Origin of the sequence: Bacillus sp. JJ1566, from assembly GCF_036962685.1 — a bacterium.
Lineage (GTDB): Bacteria > Bacillota > Bacilli > Bacillales > Bacillaceae_L > Ferdinandcohnia.
On record NZ_JBALOP010000028.1, the window covers coordinates 42513 to 60054 of the forward strand.

Consider the following 17542-nt stretch of genomic DNA (forward strand, 5'->3'; position numbering starts at 1 on the left):
ACCTGTCCCTCCGTCCCAGGCAACCGGCAAAAAAAATAGGCCAGAGCTTATGCTCTAGCGCTAAATTTACTGAATCGAGTTAAGATGGGACGACGTGGTCCTTTGCCAAGTCTCATGAAATAAAGCCGATCCTCAAGTCTTTTATAAAAACGAATACCAACGATCTTTAAAGGTGTCCAAATTTCTTTAAACGTATAGTAAGGCACGTGTAGCTCTCCTCCCCCAATCGAAAATATGACTTCTATATTATTTTTCGAATTTTTTGAATCCATTAGTAGAATGATAGCATGTCCAAATTGATAAAAATGTGGAAACGTGTAGAAAAAAATTAAATTATTTTGGACAAATTTAGACAAAAACAGCTAAAAAAGGCCCTTTTTAGGAAAGTTACCTCAAAAAAACAACAAAAATCGCTATAAATTTACTCCGATTTTCCCAATATACATTTTTCTAATACATTGGTACTATATAAGTATAGTAAATTACTAGATTGGTCGTAACACCAATCCAACGTTTGTTAGTTAATGTAGAGAATGGGGGTTTTCTACATTTGACTATATATTTTACCTGTAGACTTTTTTTCTCTTTTGCCCTGCTCAACGTGAGTGGGGTCTTTTTTGGTTGCAAAGAAAAAGTGTATACTACTATAAAGATGGAGGGGAGACAGGTGGACCAACAAATTTTGCCTGCATCAACGACGATGAAGGATTTCGAGCACTTTTTAAAAAGTAAGTATGAAATCGGGGTTTTTACAGAAATTCACATGGCCCAGTTGAAAAATATTAAGAGGCTGGCGGAGCAGCACGGGAAAAAAATGATCTATCATGTGGATATGGTACATGGGATAAAAAGTGATGAGTATGCAACGGAATTTATTTGCCAGGAGTTTCAGCCGTACGGGCTCATTTCTACGAAGTCTAGTGTGATCCAAAAAGCGAAGCAAAAAGGAGTTTGCGCGATTCAGCGGATGTTTTTGATTGATACGCATGCCCTTGAAAAAAGCTATAAGCTGATTGAAAAAAATAAACCGGATTATATTGAGGTGCTACCTGGGGCGATGCCGTGGATGATCCAAGAGGTCAAGGAAAGATTGAATATTCCAGTGCTTGCAGGTGGGCTGATTCGGACTAAAGAGGATGTGCAAAAAGCACTGGAAGCGGGTGCGACGGCCATTACTACTTCAAAAAGGGAGCTGTGGGTATAACCGTATTCAGTAGAAGTCAACCAAGGTTAAGCCTCCTGCGGATGCTTCGATTTTTCAAAGGAAACTTTTCGAGCTTGGGACAAAAGACTAAGAACGCCACGTCCTGTGGCAACTTCTTTGTGGTCCACCTTGGGTAGACCAAAAATCGGACGCAAATACCCCAATCCGCATTTGATCCTCCTTTTTTGATACTATTTGGCAGAATTTGTTGGGAAGTTTTTATGTAGGCGTTGTCACAATTCCTTTATAATATTAGTAAGACGAGATGAGGAGGCGAAGTGATGGAGGAGAATACGAATCAATTAGCGGTTGGTATGGTGTGGGGAACAACATTGAGTATACCCCTTTGGATTGCGTTTTTTGGTTGGTTGAAGCTTCTATCACATCTCTTCCTTTAATCAGAAACTGAACGTGAAAAAGGGACCAGGAGAACCGTCCCCTGTTCCCTATTTCAGCCACTTTTCCTCGAAGTCGGCCCTTGGGAGGGGCGTGCTAAAGTAGTAGCCCTGGCCGTAGGTGCAGCCTTCGTTGATGAGGAAGTCGAGTTGTTCTTTTGTTTCAATGCCTTCGGCGACGACTTTGACGTTAAGATTGTTGGACATTTGGATGATCATTTGAATTAAAATTTTGGAATCCGTATTAAAATTTTTGATAAATGAACGGTCAATTTTTAAATAGTCGATGGGTAGCTGATGAAGAACACTTAAAGAGCTATAGCCGGTGCCAAAGTCATCAAGGCTGATGCTGATCCCAAGCTTCTTCAATTGGTAAACAGAATCAAGCGATTTTTCTAAATTCATTAAGGCACTTTCGGTAATCTCGATATCCAAGCGCTGAAGGCAGGAGGCGCCTCCTTCATTTACTTCCTGGATAAAATGGTACAAGCTCTGTTTTTCAAAGTGCTTTGCCGACACGTTTACCGCAATTTTCTCGAAATAATAGCCAGCATCTTTCCACTTACCTATCAATCCCAACACTTCTGTAATGACCCACTCACCGACATCTACGATTAACCCGGTTTCCTCGAGCACATGGATAAACACTTCTGGACCAAGCATTCCTTTTTCGGGATGATTCCAGCGTAATAAGGCTTCAGCACCTCGAAGTTTTCCTGTTTGGATTTCGAATTGTGGCTGAAGATATATTTCAAATTCCTTTTTTTCAATTGCTTCCTTTAAGTCCTGCTCAAGCTTAAAACGTTCTTCCACCTTTTTTAAGAGAGTTTCGTGATAAAAAACAAGCTCATTCCCGCCATGTTCCTTTGAGGCGTACATGGCAAGGTCCGCCTTCTGTAGCAATTCCTCAATTGATTCGGCGTCAAATGGGAATCGAGCAATTCCGATACTTGCAAAAACCTCCAAGGTGTATTCTTGATAGGAAATGGGGAGTCGGATTTCGTCAGCAATTCCAAGTGCAATTTTTTCAATCTCCTCGTAATGTACCGTTGGAAGAGTCACCGCGAACTCATCCCCACCAATATGATAAGCAATACCATGATTGTCTTTTTCCGTAAGCCGATTGGCTACCGCGGTTAGAACGGCATCCCCAGCTAGATGTCCGTAGCGGTCATTTGTTTTTTTAAATTCGTTCAAATCAAGGTAAATAAGGGTAAAAGGAATTCGTTTCGTAATTTTTTCGGCCACATCCTCACTAAGCTTCCGTTTGTTTGGCAGATTGGTGAGAGGAGTGTGGTAGGCCATGAAGTGAATCTTTTCCATATTCCTTTTTTTCTCGGTGATATCCTTGATCATCCCGTAGATTCCATGGATTTTATCGTCTACCGTAATCGGGATATTCCGTACAAACACATCGATAATGTCACCAGCGGCATTATATAGTTGAACCTCATATTCAACAACTTCTCCGGACAAAACTTTTTCAAAATGTTTTTTCGTTGCCTCTTGCTCGTGTTCGGGTAAAAAATGGCTGAAGTGCAAACCGAGAACTTCATTTTTTCGCATTTCCGCTAGTTTTTCCGAGGTTCGGTTTAAGTCGATAATGACCCCGGTCGGATCCAGCATGATAATCGCGATGGGGTTCAACTCATAGAGGGGGCGAAAATAGCGCTCTTGCTTGTTGAATTTTTGCTGTTCCGTATGCAATTTTTGCTGATACCAATTACCGAGAAAGGCAATGAACATAAATAAAAAAACACTTAATAAAAGATAAGGGACAACGACCCCGCCGGCAAAAATCTTCCCCGTGGTTACATGGCTAAATCCCTTTGAAGACAAGTGATGGAGTACGATGATCGAAATGCCAAAGAATGCACCGACATACCACTTTTTAGAAGAAGTACCTTTAAGAAGTCCTTTTTTGAACAAGTAGCTTCCAACCATACTAAAAATAAAACAGTTCAGCACTCCAACTAGAAACCATTTGTTTAAAAATGAAAGAAAAAATAAATTGTTTGCCATGATAATAATAAAGTAAGAGGTACTACTACCGACCGTAAATAGAAGACCAGTCACTACAAAAGAAGTCTTCCTTTTTATGAGAAGAGTGATTCCAAGAAAACTTGTTATGAACACCATCATGAAAGAAACAATGACTTCTGGAATTTGAAAACTGGAGGTGGATGATTCCACGAGACCAGAAATTCCAACGATATGGGCTGTCTTGGTACCGAGACTAAACGTAAAAGCAGCAAGCAGGGTCCAAAGTAAACCGATTTGTTTTTGAGCGATAGGGACAATATTTAAAGCAATATCAAAGCAAATCATAGCGGAGGTAAGGGCAATGAATATCGAAAAAAGAGAATATGTAATATTGTATTCTGACATAAAAATTGAAATCATACGTACACCTCGGCCACATTTATGTGTAAGGATAGTATGAACTAATCTAAAGAAATTATTGGAACCCCAGATATTTTTTTCTTTTTCATGTATAGGATGGTTCAAGTGAGGCAATGATGAATAATGTATTCCCCCCCTTTGTTTATATATTTTGTTGAACCTCCTATATGGAGGTATTTTTTTTTCCTTTTTTTAAAAAGGATGCCCCTTTCTGCCCCTTACCTCTCTATAACATAGGTGTAAAGGAGGTGAGGGAAATGGCGGCAACGCAGGACATTCAACGTACACAGTTACGCTTAGTGTTTGAAAACGGGATTGATGGAAAAGGACAGATGACGTACAAAAACAAAAACTACAACAATATCAATCCAGTTGTAACAGCTAATGATTTATATTCAGTAGCCGTTGCAATCGAAAAGCTCCAAACTTTGCAGCTTCTAAGCTTCGAGCGTAACAACAGCTATTCATTAGCTGGTGATGGACAGTAAGATGTAAACCAATTTTAGAGAAAGGGGGAATAAAAAGTGGCAAAAACACTAGAAATGCAATTTATTAATGAAGATGGAAAAACAGCAACAGTTTCCATTGAAAATCCGAAGGAACCCGTCGATGAACTAGCGATTTCTGCAGCGATGGATGTAATCGTGTCTACAAATGCGTTCTTAACACGTGGTGGACCGATTGTTGCGAAAAAAGGCGCCCGTGTTGTTGAGCGCAATGTTGAATCAGTTGAATTTTAATAAGATTGGGCCAGCTCTCTATTAGGGAGTTGGCTCTACTTTTTTAAAGGAAGGAGGGGGAAATTGGTGGAGCAGCTAATGCCTTTTATTCAAGAGGTGGGCTTTCCTGTTGTCGTGACATTCTATCTATTGCATCGGATCGAAACGAAGCTTGATAGTGTCATTGACTCAATTCAAATGCTGCCACAAAGCATGAAGGCCGACCCACCGTATGAAACAAAGAAAAATATATCGTAAAAAATGAGGCACCTGACTAGTATAAGTAACGGGTTCACTTATAAGGTGCAAAAAGGCTTAGAGTTGTAAAAATCTCTAAGTCTTTTGTGTGATTTTTTAAGCTAAAACGAGTTTGATAAATAAGCGGAGAAATTTCTTTTAATAAGGAAATAGCACTGAAAATAACCTATATAGACGGAAAGATTCCGGCTATTAACTCGAAAAACATGAAAATGGGAGATTTTACTTTGCATAGGCGGAAAACCTCCCCATATTTATCCCGAAACTGGCCGCTTTCTGCATCTAACCGGAAAATCTCCGCTTATTGAAAAATTAATTGGTACTCACTTTATGGTGCCACAAGCTCCACCTTAATCCGGTCAGGATCCTCGAAGTAGACGGCGTAATAGTCCTCTCCTCCAGCAAACGGTGTTTTATCGGCATACAGAATAGGAGTTCCTTTTTCCTTAAGCATCTTTGTCATCTCGTCCACATGTTCTCTTGACTGTGCATGAAACGCCAAATGGTTCAACCCAACCCGACAACGATGGTATGGAACATCCTTAAACCGCTCCTCCACTTGCACAAACACAAGATACGTTTCACCATATTTCCAGCTAACTCCAGAATCCCACTCTTGATATTTCTTGTAACCCAGCTCCATTAAAAACCAACCCCAAAAGGCGATCGATTTTTCTAGATTCGATACATATACTTCAACATGATGTAGCAAAACAATCCCTCCTAAGTCCATTCTATCTAAAAAAAGGAATGAATAAAAAGGAAGTTGAGAAACTAAGAGGTAATGATTGGATAATGAGGTGTTCCGTTTGGAAATTCGAGGATACAAGCTTGTGAAAAATGAGGATGACTATACACTTGTTGTCTTTGTGGGGTCTGAAATGACAGAATTTGCATCAGAATTTGGCAGACATTTTCATCAGGAAAAAAAGGATCTGAACACACAAATACGCCATCTCGTCAAAGACAAATTCCCGCACCTGCCAATTAAGGTCGCGAAGGTGTTAGCAGGTTCAATGCTGATTACGACCTTCTATTTAGGAGCAACCGCTCCGAAAGTTGGGGCGGAAACAATCAGCGGTCAAACCCAAGTAGTCAACGACATATACACCGTAAAAGCAGGAGATACCCTTTACGGGGTCGCTATGCGTTACAATGTGTCAGTTGATTCGATAAAAAAGGTCAATGGGCTTACGACCAATATGCTGTTTGTTGGCCAGCAATTGAGATTGCCGTTTTTTACATATACTGTGATCTCAGGAGACACGCTTTACAACATTGCGAAGCGTTATAACATAACGGTTGACCAAATTCGCACAACTAACAGTTTAAAATCAGACATGCTGATGATTGGTCAAAAGTTGCGGATTCCACAGCCCCAGGCCGCAAGTGCGCCAAAGCCGGTGGAGGAGACGGTGACAACGCCTGCGCCTACGCCAGTGCAGGAAACTTCCACTTATACGGTTGTTGCGGGTGATACGTTGTATGGAATTTCTATAAAATTTGGAACGACAGTTGACCAAATAAAGTCGCTCAACAAACTGACGTCAAATGTGCTAAGCATCGGACAGGTGCTGAAGGTTCCAGGTAGTGAGGCTGAACCAGTCGTGGTCACACCAACTCCAATCGAACCTGCACCAGTCACGTCAACATATACGGTTGTCTCGGGAGATACTTTATATAGCGTTTCGCAACAGTTTGGCACGTCCGTTAGTGCCATTCAGGCTGCGAACAATTTAACTACGACGAATTTATCAATCGGTCAGGTGTTAACGATTCCTGGAGAGGCAATTACCCCTGAGATACCTGAAGAGACGACTGCACCACCAGTTAACCTAATTGCACCAACATTGGTTCATACCCAGATTATCAATAGCCAATCAGCAGCCGCATATCCAGTGAAAGGAACCGCAGAACCTGCATCGCGAGTGCAGATTGTCTTTTTTGATGGAGTGAATGCACCGATTACGACAGAGGTGCTAGCAAGTGAAAAAGGAGAATTCAGCACGTTTGTGAATCTCAGCAAATTACGTGACGGTCCGGTTTCGATTACGACGAAGGCCGTTGATTCATCTGGAAACGAAAGTGGCATGACGAAGCTAACGGTGAAAAAGGATACCACGGTTGAGGCGCCCATTTTTCAGGAATTACAAGACATTACGGGTAAAAATGCAGCCAATTATATGTTCGCGGGAACAGCTGAGGCAAATGCGGCCATTACCATTCGCGCGACCGATGGAGTTAATCCAGCAGTGGAGACAACAATTTCGACAAACGAAAACGGCGCATTCCAAGCGGCTCTTGACTTGGCTCGTTTGAAAGACGGTGCGGTCACAATTATTGCCACTACAACCGACGCAGCTCAAAATAACTCCACTCCGCAACAGGTTACTGTTACGAAGGACGCATTTGTGGGAGATCCTGTCCTGGATACGAAGCAAACAGTCACCACCCAAAATGCCAATAGCTACAGCCTGATTGGAATGGCTGACCCAGGTTCGACCGTCCAAATTGTGCTATCAGATGGGGTGAATCCTGAAATGACGGTGGAAGTCGTTGCGGACGAGAATGGCGAGTTCAGGACGGTTGTTGACCTTCGTACCTTGAATGACGGGGAAATTTCAGTCACAACAAGTGCAATCGACGAGCATGGAAATCGCAGTGAGGTTGAGCAAGCAACACTCATGAAGGAAACAACTCTTGCTCCGCCTGTGATTAGTAACACGGAGGTTATCAACAGTACGACCGTAACAAGCTATCACATTGTCGGCATGGCTCAACCGGGTGCAACCGTTGATATTACTGTATCAGACGGGGTGAATCCGGATGTCATCACCTCGACAACAGCGAATGAAAACGGGGAGTACAATGTGGCGGTTGATGTGAGTACCCTTCTGGATACGAGCCTAACAATCTCAGCGTTCCAATCGAGTGCAGCCGGCATCTCAAGTAATGTCAGTAATGTAACGGTTGAAAAAGACACAAAGGCTCCAACCGCACCGATTTTTAATAACAACCAATTTATTTCAAGTGACAATCAAGCGGGCTATGAGCTAATCGGAAAAGCCGAGGCAAACACCGATTTGCAGATTCGCATTTTTAATGGAAGCGGGCAGGAACAAGTCGTGACCGCAACCACGAATGAAAATGGCGAATACCGTGTGGCTGTTGATTTGAGTGCTTTTTCAGATGGGGATATATCGTTTGAATTGACCCAGGTTGACCGAGCGGGAAATGTGAGCCCAGCCGTTACAAAGTCCTTGATCAAGGATACAGTGGGACCTGATGCCATTCAACTGGAAACGCCACTGCCCATTTTTTCGGATAATGTGTTGGTTTACCCTATTCGCGGTGTCGTTGAGCCACATAGTACCGTTGTGATTGAAATTTCGGATGGTGCCAATGTGGTCACGAAAACAGTTGACACAAATGACGACGGCAGGTTTGAGGACATTTTTGACCTGAGTAGGTTAAAGGATGGCGAGCTGACGGCTACATTCCGTGCCACAGATAATGCCGGAAACGTCGGCGAAACGCAAACCTTTACGCTTGAAAAAGATACAACGGCACCCACCGGGGTGGTGATGAATCAACCAACTTATGTGAATCAAGCGAACCAGTCTAATTTTACAGTTACGGGCTCAAGCGTTGAAGAAGGTGCGACTGTTGAGATGGTTGTCAGTGATGGCACGACAACGGTGACGCAAACTGCCCAGGTCATAAACGGAACGTTCGAGGCTAATTTTAATCTGTCCGGACTAAAGGATGGACCGTTGACCTTTGAAGCGCGGCAAACAGATCGAGCTGGGAACAAAAGCATTGTTGAAGCCTTGACTATCGTGAAGGATACAGTTGTTGAAAATGCAGTCGCAACGAAAAACGGCTTTCGCTATGAAAACCTGCAGTACATCTATACGGTGATTGGAACTGCGGAGGCAAAAGCAAAGGTGGAGGTTTCCCTTTTTGATGCTGATAAAAATGTGCTCGTCACAAGAATCGCAAATGCAGATGAGAATGGGTATTATTCGGTCGATGTGTATGTGGACAAGGCCTCAAATGTTGTTTCGGCTTCGGTTACCCAGACGGACGAAGCAGGAAATAAAAGTGAGGTAACTAATGTTTCGCTGAGCTCGTACACGGTTGCCCAGGGTGACACCTTGTATGCTGTGGCGAAGCGCTACAACACAACGGTCGATTCATTGATGTCGCTTAATAATTTAACGAGTGATGTGCTTCAACCGAACCAAACCTTACGCCTGCCGATTACAGCGAGCGAAGTTGTTAATCTTGGGTATATGTATTTTGGCAATACAAAGGAATATGTGAACACGGTGAATTCAACGGGACATGCCGTGAACATTGCGTCACCAAGCTATTTTGATATAAATCCCGACGGAACACTAAAGCTCACTTATCAGGTTGACCGCAATTTTATCGAGACGATGCACAGACAGGGAATACGTGTTGTTCCATTTTTAAGCAATCACTGGAATCGCGATGTGGGTCGAGCAATGCTTGCAAATAAGGAGCTTGCGGCCCAGCAAATTGCGGATGCGATCGCGCGCTATAACCTTGATGGTGTCAATGTTGATATTGAAAATGTGACCGATGCAGACCGTGCAAACTATACTGAATTTGTTCGACTGCTACGTGAAAAAATACCGCCAACGAAGGAGGTTTCCGTTGCGGTTGCGGCCAATCCGAATGGCTGGATGGCTGGCTGGCATGGGTCGTACGACTACACAAATCTTGCGAAATACGCGGATTATCTTATGATCATGACGTATGACGAGAGCTATCAGGGCGGTGACCCCGGCTCTGTTGCAAGCTATTCGTGGGTTGAAAAATCAATTCAGTACGCGTTGGCGCAGGATGTCGCGCCAGATAAGATTGTCCTTGGAATCGCCCACTTTGGCCGCTATTGGATGGAAGGGCAAAGCTATGGCGGCTTTGGAATTTCAAACACGCAGGTTCAAACCTTGATTGATCGCTATAATGGGACCGTTGTGTTCGATGAGGTGAGCAAAACGCCAAAAGCGGTTGTCACTATTAAAGAGGGCGACCCTTTAACCTTTGTGAGTGGAGCCGCGCTTTCTCCAGGAACCTATACAATATGGTTTGAAAATGACGAGTCGATAGCGGCAAAGCTGGGGCTTGTCGGCAAATACAATATTCGCGGTGTTGGAAACTGGAGCCTCGGTCAGGAAAACAAAAGCGTCTGGAACAGCTACACAACAACCTTGCCTAATACCGTTCCGGTTGTTTCGCCGGTATACACTGCACCAGTTCAGAACTACAAAATGTATACCGTAGCGGCAGGCGATACGCTCTGGCTAATCGCGAACCGTAACAATATAACGGTTAGTGAACTGAAGGAAGCAAACGGACTCATATCGGATTCGCTGTTTGTCGGACAGGTATTGAGGGTTCCAACGGATGAGGTAGCAACTACCGTTCCACCACCTCCGCCTCCGACTGAGACTGCACCTGCGTATACGGTGAATTATACAGTCGTAGCGGGTGACACTTTGTCTGCCATTGCTGCTAAAAACGGCACAACCGTGACCGCCATTAAAAATGCTAACAACCTAACATCGGACATGATCTATGTCGGGCAAGTGTTAAAAGTACCAACAAATGTAGTGGTGCATACAGTCGCATCCGGCGACACCTTATACGGAATCGCCAAACGCTATAATACCACCGTTGCTAACATCAAAACGGCGAATAACCTAACGAGTGACATCCTAAGTCTTGGACAGACGTTGAAGATACCGGTTTAAGCGGGGACCCGAATGTGAGCATTCGGGTTCTGTTTTGAGTTAGTGGCAGTGTTTTTAAAATAGTGGCAGTAGATTGGGATTAGTGGCAGTGTTTTTAAAATAGTGGCAGTAAATCGGAATTAGTGGCAGTATTTTTTGTAAAAAATGTTTGTTGATGCAAAAGGGGTGACGCAAATATCCGCGGGACAACGCAAATCCCACTATAGGGAAGTAATTACAAGTGGAAACCCGAACGCCTCATGGTGGCGTTCGGGTTTTAATTTTGGGTTTAACTTTTTCACGCAAAGGATTTCACCAATATATGTCGAAAGAAATAAAAAAATACTTCATTGATGAGGAGAAATCTAAAGTGATTCCACAGTATCAACGACTTAAAAGCTATTTGGTTTCTTTACCATATCGTGTGAAACTTATGCTTGTTTTTTCACTTCTCATTCTCTTAACGGCTCTAATATTGGGGAGCATCACCTATTATCAATTTGCAAAGTCTAGTCAAGATCGGACGGAGGAATACCAGATTCAACTAGCCGATCAAATCAATCAAAATATCAATCGGTATTTAAAAGAGATGCAAATTATTTCACTTTCACCACTATATGACCAGCAGATTCTGGAAATTTTAAAAGCTCACCAAGAACCAAGTTCATCTACTACCTTTCCGCCTGCATCCGAACGACTCCCAATGTGGAGATATATATCAAGTTTAATACATATGAGAAATGAGATTAAGGGGATTCATATTTTAGCAAATGATGGGACCATTTTTAGTAATTTGGATTCGAATTCAGTGATGCTAAAGGTTTTTGAAAGAAACAATGAATGGATTAAGGAGATTGAGAAGGCAGATGGAGAGTGGGTGTTACTGCCCCTTCACCAACCCAATTACTATTTAAATAAAGAAACAGCTGTTTTTTCGGTTGCCAGGCTTATTCGAAATCCATCAACATACGAGCCGCTCGGAATCATTAAAGTAGATTTGAAGCAGGAACTTATTGAGGATATTATCGGCAATACAAGCTCAAAGAGTCATATTTTTATATTAGATTCAAGCAATCAATTTATTTATCCAAATAAGGATAATAAAATCATTGAGCCAAGCTTTTTAGAAGAACTGGAGGATGTGACTGTAAAAAACTATACGAGTATTCCAATTAACGGAAAGGATTACATGATGGTTTACAACGAATCCTCTTATTCTGGAGTGAAAACGATCATGTTAACTCCTCGTTCCGTTGTATTTAGTGAAGTGAATGATCTGCGAAAAATGATATTTGTTGTTGTTATTATTGGGATTTTAATTTCTCTTTTATTAGGTTTTATACTCTCCAAACCACTCGTGCAATCAATCTATCATTTACGGAAGGCGATGGATAAGGTTCAAAAGGGAAACCTTTCACAGAGAGTTGAAATAGCTTCTAATGATGAAATTGGTCAGCTTGGCAATGGTTTTAATCATATGATTAGTGAAATTGACAGACTTGTATCTGAGGTATACAAAACGGGTTTGCGGGAAAAAGAGGCTGAAATAAGAGCCCTACAAAGTCAGATGAATCCTCACTTTTTATATAACACACTCGAATCGATTAATATGCTTGCGATCACGAAAGGTAATCTGGATGTGTCAGATATGGTATCTTCGCTGGGGAGATTACTCAGATATACGATTGACAATACATCTAAGGTTGTGTCGTTAAAGGAAGAGTTACAATTTATACAATCTTATATTTCGATTCAAAAGGTAAGGATGGGGGAGAAACTAGATTATATAGAGGAAGTGGACTCTTCCCTATATAATGCATTACTGCCTAGGCTAATACTTCAGCCCTTAGTTGAAAATGCGATCCTGCATGGTTTATCAGCTAACAGGGGCTCCATTTTAATGAAGGTAAGCAAGGAAGACGATCATGTTACGATCAAGGTCGAAGATAATGGAAAGGGAATATCAAAGGAGCGTTTAACAGAACTTAAAAGATTAATAGAGAATCAACAACATACATCCTCCGAAAAACATAGTGGGATTGCTCTTTCAAATGTTCATGAACGGCTTCAGCTTTTGTACGGAAAACAATATGGAATACAAATAGAAGGTGGAGAACAGGAAGGCTTTTCAGTTATTTTGACATTTCCGATTCAAAGAATGGGGGAAGAAAAGTGAAAGAAATTCTTATAGTTGAGGATGAAGAGATTATAAGAACAGGGCTAAAAGTCTTGCTTGAACAAGTAATAGGTGGGTTTTCTGTCCGCGAGGCTAAAAGTGGAGAGGAAGGCCTAACACTTTCTCACCAACGACTTCCTCATCTTATTATTACCGACATTCGAATGGGATCAATGGATGGTTTAACCTTTATTTCGAAGGTTAGACAGATATCGAAGGAAGTTCCAATCATCATTTTAAGTGGACATAGCGATTTTGAGTATGCGCGTTCGGCAATGCGTTATGGAATAACGGACTATTTATTAAAACCGATTAACAGGGTGGAATTATCTGAAACTATTTCAATGCTTTTTAAGGATAAGGAAGAGGAATCAGTTGAAACCTCCAAACAATTTCAGAAAATCCTTCAATATATCAACGATCATTTAAGTCAGGAAATAACGCTAAAGCATATTGCCGATTATGTGTATTTGAACCCCCAATATGTGGGGCAGCTTTTTAAAGCAGAGTTGAATCAAACATTTACAGAATATGTAACGGAGGAACGACTAAAGCGTGCTAAAAAACTTCTCAAGGACACCCATTTAAAAGTGTATGAGGTCGCTCAGCTCTCGGGTTATAAAAGCCCTAAGCATTTTATGACCATATTTAAGCAAGAGGTAGGAATGACGCCTGTACAGTTTCGTAAATTTTCCTAAGATTCACAATACCTAAGATAAACGAACTATTTCTCTTTTTGAGAGGATATTTTTATATAGGCTATTTCCTTAAAATAAAAAAGAAAGGGAGGGATTACAAAATGAAAAAGCTTGGAATCATTTTATTAACATTTCTTTTGATAGCGTTTACAGTCGCGTGTAGCAATGATGCGGATACGAACGAATCAAAAGGCGACGGAAACAAAAAAACGGATGATCCAGTAGAATTAACCTTCATGATGTGGGGAAGTGAAGCTCACCAGGAAGTGTACAACAAATTAATCGCAAAGTTCAACGAAACTCATCCAAATATTAAGGTGACAATGGAAAGTGTACCTTTCCCAGACTACCAGCAAAAGATTACAGTTTTAGCGGCAGGTAGAGAATTACCTGATGTTGGTTGGGTGGCAGAGCGCATGGTGCCTCAATTTATGGAAAATGACTTATTAGAGGATGTATCTTCTTTCAAGGATGATGCCGAGTATAACATGGATGACTTTTTCCCATCTACGCTTGAATTATTTGAGAAGGATGACCAGTTATTAGGAATTCCATTCTCAACACCTCCAGGGGTTATATTTTATAACGAAGACCTATTTGTAAATGCTGGTGAAAAAACACCAAACGAGCATGCTGAAGCTGGAACATGGACATGGGAGCAATTTGAAAAGTCTGCAAAAGCGATTTCAGCTGACGGTGTATATGGTGCAAACTTCTTCCGTGATTGGAATACGTGGATTAATTTATTATCACACACTTGGTCGCATGGTGGGGACCTGTTTAATGAAGGCCAAACAGAATTCACATGGAATAGTCCACAAGGTGTTGAAACATTCGAAATGCTTGACCGTATGATGTTTGCGGATGCATCACATCCAAAAGCTGGGGAACAAGTGAGCTTTGAATCAGGAAAAATCGGAATGTTTTTTGATGTGTATAGTTATGTGTCGGCTGCACGTAATGTACAAGACTTTAAATGGGATATTGCTCCACTACCAGAGGGACCTGAAGGTAGATACCCAATGCTTGGTCAAGCGGGTTATGGATTATTTAAAGGTTCAAAACATCCTGAGGAAGCGAAGGAGCTATTAAAGTTCTTTACAAGCCAAGAGGGAATTACAGCTACATCTACTTTCTTTGTACCTCCACGTGAGTCTGTTTTAAGCTCTGATGAGTTTGTGAATCAGCCAAATAACCCACCTGTTGAGAGTATTCAAAGAGCGGTTATTGATGAAATGGATAATGCCAGACTTCAAGCTGGTCATATCGAGTGGCAAAAAATTGACAATGCTATTCAATTCGGATTTGACGAGTTATTTGGACAATTAAAAGAGCCTGAAGAAATCCTAAAAACGATGGAAGAAAAAATCAATCCACTATTGAAATAAGAATGACATGGATGCGGTTAAGTATGCAAAAGACTTAACCGCATACCTTTTAGGGGTGAAATCACGTGACTACATCTTTACAGGAAGTATTAGAAAAAAAGAATATGACATTAATTGTGAGTTTGCCAGAAAATCGGTTAGATCTAGCGAGGGCTGCCATTCGTGCTGGCGTTGATGTGATAAAAATGCATGTGAATGTATATCATCGTGCATCAGGAAATCATTTTTTAGAGGTTGACTCTTATTCAGAAGTATTTCGCAGTATTAGGGATGAATTTTCTGGACCACTTGGCATCGTTCCGGGTGGCTCATTTGAAGATATAAAACAAACTGAAATGGAGAAGCTTATTAATCTGGGGTTTGGTTTCTATTCTATTTATGCGCACCATAAGCCAAGCTGGATGTTAGGGCTAGATCCAATTGAAAAAACATTTGCGATTACCAGTGATTATCATACAGCGAATATAGGGAACGTAAAGCAATTTGGAATGACTGCCTTAGAAGCATCAATCGTCCGAGGAGAGGAGTATGGTACGCCATTAACATTTAAAGATGTACTTGCCTATAGTAACCTCGTGCAAAGCGTTGATGTACCGGTACTTGTTCCTTCACAAAGAAAACTCGAACCACATGATCTACCTGTTCTTCACCAAGCGGGCGTAAAGGCTGTTATGCTTGGGGCGATTGTAACTGGACACACTGAAGACAGCATTAAGAAAGCAATATCTACTTTTCGAGCGGGTATTGACAAATTGTAAAGGAGGTAGGGAAAGTGGAACCAAAAGTACAAACAGCAAATCGCCTACCTTTGAATGGTGAAAAAAGGAGACGGAAATTCGTAGGTAGTGAGGCATTTTATGGGTATTTATTTGTAAGTCCCATGGTATTGGGATTCTTGATCGTAATGGCATTTCCGCTCGTATATTCGATTTATATTAGTTTCACAGATTGGCAGCTTCTAGGTGATCCGAACTTTATTGGTGCAGAAAACTATCAAAGGCTAGTCAATGACCCTGACTTCTGGGTTGTACTAAAAAACACATTAATTTTTGCGGCGGGACTAGTGCCAATTAATATTGTCCTTGCATTATTCTTGGCTCTTCTTTTACAACGTAATTTGCCGGGGATTGGCATCTTTCGAACAGCCATTTTTATTCCGGTTATGACATCAATCGTAGTTTGGTCCATTATTTGGAGATATATGTTTGGGACGGACGAGGGCTTTATCAATCAAATGCTTGGTGTCATCGGTATTGATGGGCCGGCTTGGTTATACTCTCCAAACCTAGCTATGGCAGCTGTTATTGTTGTAAGTGCTTTGAAAAACGTCGGGTTAAATATGGTTCTTTTTCTAGCGGCATTACAACAAGTAGATAAAAATCTATACGAGGCGTCTGTATTAGATGGGGCAGGAAAGGGAAGACAATTTTGGAACATCACCCTTCCGATGATTACACCAACCGTCTTTTTAACCATTATTTTAACGGTCATCGGTTCAATGAAAGTGTTTGGCCAAATTTACGTGATGACCGGTGGAGGACCAGGGAATTCTACAAAAGTGCTAGTCTACTATATTTGGGAAAATGCATTTAAACTGTTTGATTTTGGGTACGCTTCAGCAATCGCCCTCGTATTATTTGTAATCATTTTATTCTTTACCATTATTCAGTGGGTTGGAAGAAGAAGGTGGGTATTCCATGAACAATAAAAAGAAAAACGGCATACTTACGAAAATCTCGTTTTATGGAATTTTGTCATTGATCTCCCTGATCATGATTGTCCCATTATTATGGATGGTAAATACATCCTTCAAGGACTCGACCAAGATATTTGTTTTTCAGTTAATCCCGGAACCATTTAAGTGGGAGAATTATTTAAAAGTACTAGATTCTACACCATTTCATCTTTTTTATTTTAATAGCTTATATATTGCTATTCTTGTTACAGTTGGGACGATTTTTTTAGGTTCATTGGCAGGTTATGCATTTGCGAAACTAAAGTTTAAAGGAAGTTCATTCCTATTCCTCTGTTTATTAAGCACGATGATGATCCCAGTTGAGGTCATTACGATCCCACTATTTTTGTTTATGAGAGATTTAGGATTAATCAATACACATGTACCGTTAATTGCCATTCCTATTTTAGGCCCAGCAGGTGTGTTCGGTGTTTTTGTCATGAGACAGTTTTTCCTTTTAGTTCCTAAGGAATTAGAAGAGGCTGCAAAACTAGATGGTTGCTCGTATTTTCGAATCTATTGGAATATCATGCTTCCGTTAGCAAAACCAGCGATTGCAACTTTAACGATTTTTACATTTTTAACAAGCTGGAATGAATTTTATGAGCCACTCATTTATATCAATTCAAAAGAGTTAATGACATTGCCACTAGCACTGGCATTGTTCACGGACGAGGTTGGAACGAAGTGGGAGCTACTCATGAGTGCATCAGTCATGGCAACTGTTCCACTGCTGATTGTCTTCTTCTTTGCCCAAAAGCAATTTATTGAAGGCGTCGCTATGACCGGTGGTAAGTAAAAAAT

General features: G+C 41.2%; 14 protein-coding genes. 11 read left to right on the top strand and 3 right to left on the bottom strand.

The genetic code is table 11. The features are described 5' to 3' along the window. Nucleotides 1-47 precede the first annotated feature (47 nt). Nucleotides 48-206 (bottom strand): hypothetical protein, encoded by a 159-nt coding sequence (locus V7112_RS12610; RefSeq protein WP_335420005.1) that lies wholly within the window; start codon nucleotides 204-206, stop codon nucleotides 48-50. Between the two features lie 446 nt (nucleotides 207-652). Here V7112_RS12610 and V7112_RS12615 point away from each other — a divergent pair, with 446 nt between their 5' ends. Beyond that, entirely contained in the window at nucleotides 653-1204 is a 552-nt protein-coding gene (locus V7112_RS12615; protein ID WP_335420115.1) for a glycerol-3-phosphate responsive antiterminator, read from the top strand. Between the two features lie 446 nt (nucleotides 1205-1650). Here the strand turns inward: V7112_RS12615 and V7112_RS12620 are convergent, their stop codons facing one another. After that, on the bottom strand, nucleotides 1651-4002 hold the full coding sequence (locus V7112_RS12620; protein ID WP_335420008.1) for a putative bifunctional diguanylate cyclase/phosphodiesterase: 2352 nt from the start codon (nucleotides 4000-4002) through the stop codon (nucleotides 1651-1653). 257 nt (nucleotides 4003-4259) lie between these two features. Here V7112_RS12620 and V7112_RS12625 point away from each other — a divergent pair, with 257 nt between their 5' ends. The 3 genes from V7112_RS12625 (at nucleotide 4260) to V7112_RS12635 (ending at nucleotide 4979) form a co-directional block, all read left to right on the top strand. Then, nucleotides 4260-4490, top strand: coding sequence for a DUF1659 domain-containing protein (locus V7112_RS12625; RefSeq protein ID WP_335420010.1), 231 nt, complete (start codon nucleotides 4260-4262; stop codon nucleotides 4488-4490). 36 nt (nucleotides 4491-4526) lie between these two features. Next, complete coding sequence (locus V7112_RS12630) at nucleotides 4527-4742, top strand: DUF2922 domain-containing protein (RefSeq protein ID WP_335420012.1); 216 nt, start codon at nucleotides 4527-4529, stop codon at nucleotides 4740-4742. A 66-nt stretch (nucleotides 4743-4808) separates the two neighbouring features. After that, nucleotides 4809-4979 carry a YvrJ family protein gene (locus V7112_RS12635; protein WP_335420015.1) on the top strand — a complete coding sequence of 57 codons (171 nt, stop codon included), beginning with the start codon at nucleotides 4809-4811 and terminating at the stop codon, nucleotides 4977-4979. Nucleotides 4980-5307: 328 nt separating this feature from the next. On the opposite strand, the gene V7112_RS12640 is transcribed toward V7112_RS12635, so the two are convergent. Continuing rightward, complete coding sequence (locus tag V7112_RS12640; RefSeq protein WP_335420018.1) at nucleotides 5308-5712, bottom strand: VOC family protein; 405 nt, start codon at nucleotides 5710-5712, stop codon at nucleotides 5308-5310. Between the two features lie 76 nt (nucleotides 5713-5788). Here V7112_RS12640 and V7112_RS12645 point away from each other — a divergent pair, with 76 nt between their 5' ends. From V7112_RS12645 to V7112_RS12675, 7 genes are all read left to right on the top strand, one after another. Further along, nucleotides 5789-10762, top strand: coding sequence for a LysM peptidoglycan-binding domain-containing protein (locus V7112_RS12645; RefSeq protein WP_335420021.1), 4974 nt, complete (start codon nucleotides 5789-5791; stop codon nucleotides 10760-10762). 301 nt (nucleotides 10763-11063) lie between these two features. Continuing rightward, on the top strand, nucleotides 11064-12917 hold the full coding sequence (locus V7112_RS12650; RefSeq protein WP_335420024.1) for a sensor histidine kinase: 1854 nt from the start codon (nucleotides 11064-11066) through the stop codon (nucleotides 12915-12917). Then, a complete protein-coding gene (locus V7112_RS12655) occupies nucleotides 12914-13615 on the top strand; it encodes a response regulator transcription factor (RefSeq protein WP_335420027.1) in 702 nt (233 codons plus the stop codon). Before V7112_RS12650 ends, V7112_RS12655 begins: the two co-directional genes overlap by 4 nt. Before the next feature lie 101 nt (nucleotides 13616-13716). After that, nucleotides 13717-15003, top strand: a complete 1287-nt coding sequence (locus V7112_RS12660) for an ABC transporter substrate-binding protein (protein ID WP_335420030.1) — start codon at nucleotides 13717-13719, stop codon at nucleotides 15001-15003. Nucleotides 15004-15068: 65 nt separating this feature from the next. Continuing rightward, on the top strand, nucleotides 15069-15761 hold the full coding sequence (locus tag V7112_RS12665) for a hypothetical protein (RefSeq protein ID WP_335420033.1): 693 nt from the start codon (nucleotides 15069-15071) through the stop codon (nucleotides 15759-15761). A gap of 14 nt (nucleotides 15762-15775) precedes the next feature. After that, nucleotides 15776-16711 (top strand): carbohydrate ABC transporter permease, encoded by a 936-nt coding sequence (locus tag V7112_RS12670; protein ID WP_438823889.1) that lies wholly within the window; start codon nucleotides 15776-15778, stop codon nucleotides 16709-16711. After that, the gene (locus tag V7112_RS12675; RefSeq protein WP_335420036.1) at nucleotides 16701-17537 is read left to right on the top strand and encodes a carbohydrate ABC transporter permease; all 837 of its coding nucleotides are present in this window, start codon (nucleotides 16701-16703) and stop codon (nucleotides 17535-17537) included. The genes V7112_RS12670 and V7112_RS12675 overlap by 11 nt, the downstream gene beginning before the upstream one ends. Nucleotides 17538-17542 lie beyond the last annotated feature (5 nt).

Excerpts from the sequence above, each read along its gene's own strand:
- V7112_RS12650 (WP_335420024.1), top strand. The coding sequence starts at position 11,064 with ATGTCGAAAGAAATAAAAAAATACTTCATTGATGAGGAGAAATCTAAA.
- V7112_RS12615 (WP_335420115.1), top strand. The coding sequence starts at position 653 with ATGGAGGGGAGACAGGTGGACCAACAAATTTTGCCTGCATCAACGACG.
- V7112_RS12660 (WP_335420030.1), top strand. The coding sequence starts at position 13,717 with ATGAAAAAGCTTGGAATCATTTTATTAACATTTCTTTTGATAGCGTTT.
- V7112_RS12675 (WP_335420036.1), top strand. The coding sequence starts at position 16,701 with ATGAACAATAAAAAGAAAAACGGCATACTTACGAAAATCTCGTTTTAT.
- V7112_RS12625 (WP_335420010.1), top strand. The coding sequence starts at position 4,260 with ATGGCGGCAACGCAGGACATTCAACGTACACAGTTACGCTTAGTGTTT.
- V7112_RS12620 (WP_335420008.1), bottom strand. The coding sequence starts at position 4,002 with ATGATTTCAATTTTTATGTCAGAATACAATATTACATATTCTCTTTTT.
- V7112_RS12640 (WP_335420018.1), bottom strand. The coding sequence starts at position 5,712 with ATGGACTTAGGAGGGATTGTTTTGCTACATCATGTTGAAGTATATGTA.